This window comes from Campylobacter concisus, from assembly GCF_902460875.1.
Taxonomy (GTDB): Bacteria; Campylobacterota; Campylobacteria; order Campylobacterales; family Campylobacteraceae; genus Campylobacter_A; species Campylobacter_A concisus_AA.
In genome coordinates, this window is sequence record NZ_CABPVR010000009.1 from 114,445 (window position 1) to 115,520 (window position 1,076).

At 29.6% G+C, this 1,076-nt stretch carries 1 protein-coding gene; it reads right to left on the reverse strand.

The window, feature by feature from the left end:
- A partial coding sequence (locus F3H01_RS09245) for a C4-dicarboxylate ABC transporter (protein WP_188116363.1) occupies nt 1–1,076 on the reverse strand: 1,076 nt, incomplete at both ends.

The window sequence follows — 1,076 nt, forward strand, 5'->3', positions numbered from 1 at the left end:
ATTACTTTCATACTCGTTGTTTTGCCTATCTTTTTTAATTTTTTTTGTATTTACTGAATATTTAGGCATCTTGCTAATATCTTTTATTAGCTGCGTAATCCTTTTTTCATTATCGCTAACAACTGTTACTGTTAAATTTTTATCGTTGTTTTTAATATTTGTTATAAAAATGCTATTGTTGTTTATCATATCTGTAATTTCAAAAAGATTTAAACCTTTCATTACGTAGTGATCTTTTTTGTTTTCAATTTCTTGAAGCAACCCTTTTCTAAAATTTAACTTCTCTTCCTCTTTATCAGTTAATCCTTTTATATCATTTTGCTCTTTTTTTAGTCTTTCAAGAGTATTTCTTATTTGTGCTGCTTGTGCATTAAGAACATCAAGCTCATCGCTTAGTCTTTGCGAATCTGCCTCTAAAATACTGCCAGCTATATAATTATAAAGTGGATAGGACATGCTTAGGCAAAAAGCAGCAGCACATGTCAGTATAAATTTACCACTTTTTCTTTTTGTGAATGGATCAGGTCTAAGCAAATTTGAGAAGTTAAAATCAGCATTAAAGGCCTCTTTTTTATAAAAATTTGCATACAAAGCCATCATATTATGCCGTTCGCTGATAGCTAAATTTTTAGAATTTATTACAGTGCTTGTATTTAATTTCGTAGCATTTGTGCCAAGCTTTGTATTGATAAATTTTTCAAAACGCTCTATTTTATAGTCGCAGTCAATATAGATATTTTTTATATTTATGCTATAGATTCTATTGACAACATTTATCGTGTCATTTACGTAAAATATATAGTCCTCAAAAACAGTATTTAGATCGTAGCTAAAGCCTTCTTCATTGCTATCTAAAAGTCCTCTTGTCTTTAGGATATTCAAAAAGCTTTCTAGGCTTACTCTTTCGCCACTTTGCTCTATAAATTTATCTTTTAGATAATTTAGTGTGTATCTTAAACCTCTTGATGTAAGGTATTCTCCATTTACATAAATGCTTATAAATGCTTCATCGGCCCTAAATGTCAAAAAACAATCACTCTGAGTGCTAGGAAGTAAGCCCTTTTTATAGATAGCAC